This window comes from Candidatus Aquicultor sp., from assembly GCF_054640775.1.
This window is the reverse complement of the sequence record NZ_JBTSLF010000184.1, coordinates 1-4,822: the sequence shown is the minus strand read 5'-3', so window position 1 is coordinate 4,822 and position 4,822 is coordinate 1. Positions and strand designations below refer to the sequence as shown.

At 51.9% G+C, this 4,822-nt stretch carries 4 protein-coding genes; all 4 read left to right on the top strand.

The genetic code is table 11. The features are described 5' to 3' along the window. Positions 1-307, top strand: a 307-nt coding sequence (locus tag ACYC56_RS12250) for a DUF3467 domain-containing protein (protein ID WP_461374464.1), incomplete at its 5' end; no start/stop codon positions are given. Positions 308-459: 152 nt separating this feature from the next. Further along, on the top strand, positions 460-1,794 hold the full coding sequence (locus tag ACYC56_RS12245) for a histidine kinase (protein WP_461374463.1): 1,335 nt from the start codon (positions 460-462) through the stop codon (positions 1,792-1,794). Next, positions 1,781-2,545 carry a LytR/AlgR family response regulator transcription factor gene (locus tag ACYC56_RS12240; protein ID WP_461374462.1) on the top strand — a complete coding sequence of 255 codons (765 nt, stop codon included), beginning with the start codon at positions 1,781-1,783 and terminating at the stop codon, positions 2,543-2,545. Before ACYC56_RS12245 ends, ACYC56_RS12240 begins: the two co-directional genes overlap by 14 nt. 410 nt (positions 2,546-2,955) lie before the next feature. Beyond that, complete coding sequence (locus ACYC56_RS12235) at positions 2,956-4,746, top strand: formate--tetrahydrofolate ligase (protein WP_461374461.1); 1,791 nt, start codon at positions 2,956-2,958, stop codon at positions 4,744-4,746. Positions 4,747-4,822: the final 76 nt, after the last annotated feature.

Genomic DNA, 4,822 nt, shown 5'->3' with positions numbered 1-4,822 from the left:
CAGAACAAGAGAGAGGCGGTGCTATATGGCAAATGAGATGAACATCGAGGTAAGGTTCCCCGAGGACAAAATTCCGGGGGTATATTCGAACAACCTGGTAGTTTCACATACGAAGGACGAGTTCATCATGGACTTCATGTTTTTATCTCAACCGTTTGGAACGGTGAGCGCAAGGATTATCACCAGCCCGGGGCATATGAAGCGGATACTCTCGGCGGTTAAGGAGAACGTCGCAAGGTACGAGAAAGCCTTCGGCAAAATCGAGGAGGCGTCGGGGCCAAAAGCGAAGATCGGGTTTCATCCGTAGCGTGCTCTTTTTGAAATAAGCATATCCAAGGACTAAAGCTTTAGCTATAATCTATCTTAATTGAACGCAATAGCAGGTAAAATTTTCCTGCTGCAATAATCATAGTATTAGCTATAGTCTAATAGGCCTGATAATAGTGCAGGTGAGAGTGCGTGTTTGATCTGAGGAAATGGGATGAGAGCAACACCAATAATTTTTACTACTTCCTAGGGAGCATCGTTTTTGGAAGCCTGCTTGCCCTTGCGGTCATTTACTTAAACGCCTATCTCTTTGGCTTGCACGTAGGCTCGTTTATCTTCTTGCTTTTGGCGGTACCCTCAAGCGCGACGGTCTTTGCGGCGCTCACCATTTTCCGGCTGGCGAGCCAGGCCGAGCATAACAAGGCGAAGCAATCCCACCAGATACTTGAGATTACGCGACGGACCCTGCCGTATTTGAGGAAAGGCCTTAATGCCGAGTCGGCTTCTGAGGTTATCAATATCATCCACGGTCAGACCGATGCGGTTGCGGTTTCGATTACCGACCGCACGACGATTCTCGGGTTCAGGGGTGTCGGCGAGGACCATCACCTGGTTGGAAAGCCCATCCTTACGCGCGCCACAAAGGACGCCATCGAGACTGACACGACGCGCATTCTCGGCTCAAAGACCGAGATCGGCTGCCCCATGGTCAACTGTAAGCTCAAGGCTGCGGTTGTCGTTCCTCTCGAGAAGGCGGGCAAAGCGGTAGGTTCGCTAAAATTCTATTATGACAATCCGAAGAAGCTCACCGAGAGCAGGGTTGCGGTAGCGGAAGGACTGGGTCAGCTTTTGAGTACCCAGATCGAACTCTCGGAGCTTGAGCTACAGAGAGAACTTACCTATCACGCGGAGCTGAGGGCGCTTCAGGCGCAGATCAATCCGCATTTTCTCTTTAATACGCTCAACACGATAACGGCGTTTATCAGGACCGACCCGCAGAAAGCACGTAAACTGCTCGTTCAGTTTTCCGATTTCTTCCGCAAATCGCTTGAATGGAAGGACGTCTTTATTACACTCGCGCAGGAACTCGATTATATCGCAAACTACCTCGTGCTTGAGAAGGCGCGTTTTGGCGACCGCCTTGATATCAGCTTCGACATCGACAACGACGCGCAGGAATGCATCCTACCGGCGCTGACGGTACAGCCGATCGTTGAGAACGCGGTAAAGCACGGATTTTGTGAGGAGCGCGAACTCGAGATCGGCATCATCGCACGGCTTGTCGATAATAACATGCAGATAACCGTTACCGACAACGGTCGCGGAATTTCTGAAGAAGACCTAGACCAAGTCATAAAATTTGGTTATGGTAAGGGAAGCGGAATAGGTTTAAGTAACGTGAACGAAAGGCTTCGCAGCATTTACGGCGAAGACTACCAGGTCAAGATCGAAAGCGCGCTGGGTGCCGGCACCCGGGCGCTCTTGAATATCCCGATTTCCAGGAGTAAAGAGAATGAGACAGCTTAAAACCTTGATTGTTGATGATGAGGCACCGGCGCGTTCTGAGCTCAGGTACTTGCTTGAGAAGATCCCGAACGTTCAGGTAATCGGCGAGGCGACCAACTCGACGGAGGCGCTTGAGCTTATCAAGGCGCTCAACTACGACCTCGTTCTCATCGATATTCAGATGCCGGGTTTGAGCGGACTCGATGTGGTCGCGTCGATAAAAGAGCTGCCCAATGTGCCGGCGGTCGTTTTTGTTACCGCCTATGGCGAGTATGCGGTCAAGGCGTTTGAGCTGGATGCGGTCGATTATCTTATGAAACCGATCGACGAGGATCGCCTCACCCATACGATCGACAAGGTCGAAAAACGCCTTTCCGCGGCACAGCCTGCTGCGCCGGCGGTCAAGCAAGACGTACCCCAAGAAAAATCGGTGATAGACATAGAGAGAATACCGGTTGAAAGCAGAGGAAAAACGCTGCTTCTACCCATGCGTGAGATCGTCTATATCTCGAGCCATAATGATATCGTTTTTGTACATACCGCGGATAATACTTTTATTACCCGCTTTACACTAAAAACGCTTGAAGAACGCCTGGCCAGTAAATCGTTTCTGCGAGTGCACCGGGGGTACATCGTGAATCTGCGTCATGTCATCGAGATCGTTCCGATGTACGGGCGAAGCTACGTCCTGAAGGTTCGGTGCAACCAGCAAAACGAAATCCCCGTCAGCCGCCGTCGCGGTCAGCAGCTCAAAGCGATGCTGGGTATGTAACACAAGCCCTTTCATAGAAGCTATGGTACCATTCACGGGTACCGTTTAACCCATAATTAACACGTTCACCGGTAAAATGCGACCGTTCGCGGACTCTAAATTGCTGTCAACCCCTTAGGAGTATACAATTAAGTATTTAATCAAGTTTTTTCTTGACGAGGTCGTGGGGTTTTCAGTATTATTATTGGTGCATAGCTCGTGGTTTGTAACACAAATTGCAAACGGCTGAGTTGGCAACACCTTGAGGGCTAAAGGAGAGCTACGAACAGGTATTGCTTTTTTTGCGCCTAAAAGCATATTGTTTTTTTTGGCATCTCGTTAATAATTTAGCATTCAATCTACCTTCCGGCTGAGAGGCTAGGGGGTTTTAGTTTGAGCTGAGAAACTGATGCAAACAACAAGGAGGTTCTATGGGAACAACAGAGAAGGTCTACAATCCGAGGTCGATGGACCCAACCAAGAATAAGGATTGGCAGATCGCTGCAGAGGCAATGAAGTATCTACCGACTCCTGAGGAATGGATCGATAAACTTGGCATACTTAAGGAAGAGATGATTCCTTTTGGTAAGACGCCTAAGCTTGACTTTCTAAAGATAATGGACCGTCTGAAAGACAAACCGGACGGCAAGTACATCGAAGTCACAGCCATTACGCCAACCCCTCTCGGTGAAGGTAAGACCACAGTTTCCATGGGCCTTATCCAGGGTCTTGGAGTAAAAGGCATTAACGTAGGCGGCGCACTGCGCCAGCCATCAGGCGGACCGACCATGAACGTCAAGGGTACGGCTGCCGGCGGCGGAAACGCGCTTCTTATCCCGATGACGGAGTTCTCGTTGGGCCTTACCGGCGATATCAACGACATCATGAACGCCCACAACCTCGCAATGGTTGCCCTTACCTCGCGCTACCAGCACGAGTGTAACTATACCGACGAGGAACTTACCAGGCGTGGCCTCAGGCGCCTTGACATCGACCCGAAAAACGTTGAGATGGGCTGGGTCATCGATTTCTGCGCCCAGTCGCTCCGCAACATCATGATCGGCCTTGGCGGCAAGAAAGACGGCTACCCGATGGCATCCCGTTTCGGTATCGCCGTCGGCTCCGAGTTAATGGCTATTCTCGCTGTTTCTAAGGACCTCGCCGACCTGCGCGATCGCCTTGGCAAGATCACGGTTGCCTACGACCGCACCGGCAAGCCGATTACAACATCCGACCTGGATGTCGCCGGCGCCATGACCGCCTGGATGCGTAATACGATCAACCCGACGCTGTGCTACTCGGTAGAGGGCCAGCCGGTTCTCATCCACGCAGGCCCGTTTGCCAATATCGCCATCGGCCAGAACTCGATTATCTCCGACCGTTTGGCTTTGAAACTCTTCGATTACACCGTAACCGAGTCCGGCTTCGCCGCCGACATCGGCTTCGAGAAATTCTGGAACGTCAAGTGCAGGCTCTCCGGTAACGTACCGAACGTATCGGTTATCGTTGCTACTATCAGGGCTATGAAGATGCACGGTGGCGGCCCGGTCGTCGCTCCTGGACGTCCGCTTCCGGAAGAATACACAAAAGAGAACCTCAGCCTTGTCGAGAAGGGCTTTGAGAACCTGCGCCATATGGTCGAGGTCGTCAAGAAGTCCGGTATCGTCCCGGTCGTCGCTATCAACGCGTTCTACACCGATACCAAGGCGGAGCACGATCTCGTTCGCAAGCTATGCGCCGAGATAGGCGTCCGCGCCGCGGTTTCCGAGCACTGGATGTACGGTGGCGAGGGTGCTGCCGAACTGGCTGATACAGTTATGGATGCGGCCAATGAGCCGTCCAACTATAAGCCGCTCTATCCATTAGAGATGCCGCTGCGCCAGCGTGTGGAAATGGTCGCAAAGGAAGTTTACGGTGCCGACGGCGTACAGTGGTCACCGCTTGCTGAGGCAAAGGCCAAGAGATTCGAGGCCGACCCGGCATTTGCTGACTTCCAGACGATGATGGTCAAGACTCACTTAAGCCTCACGCACGACCCGACAATGAAGGGTGTGCCGAAGGGCTGGCAGCTTCCGATCCGCGACGTTTTGGTCTACAGCGGCGCCAAGTTCCTCTGCCCGATGGCAGGAGAAATCAGCTTGATGCCAGGTACCGCATCCGACCCGGCGTACAGAAGAGTCGACGTCGATGTGAACACCGGCGAAGTAAGCGGATTGTTCTAGAAAAGTCTTACTCGAAAGAGATTATGGCTTGGGTGGGTTTAAGCGATTAGATCCACCCAAGTAAAACTTTGAAAAT

Coding starts and splice junctions, on each gene's coding strand:
- ACYC56_RS12235 (WP_461374461.1), top strand. CDS start 2,956: ATGGGAACAACAGAGAAGGTCTACAATCCGAGGTCGATGGACCCAACC.
- ACYC56_RS12240 (WP_461374462.1), top strand. CDS start 1,781: ATGAGACAGCTTAAAACCTTGATTGTTGATGATGAGGCACCGGCGCGT.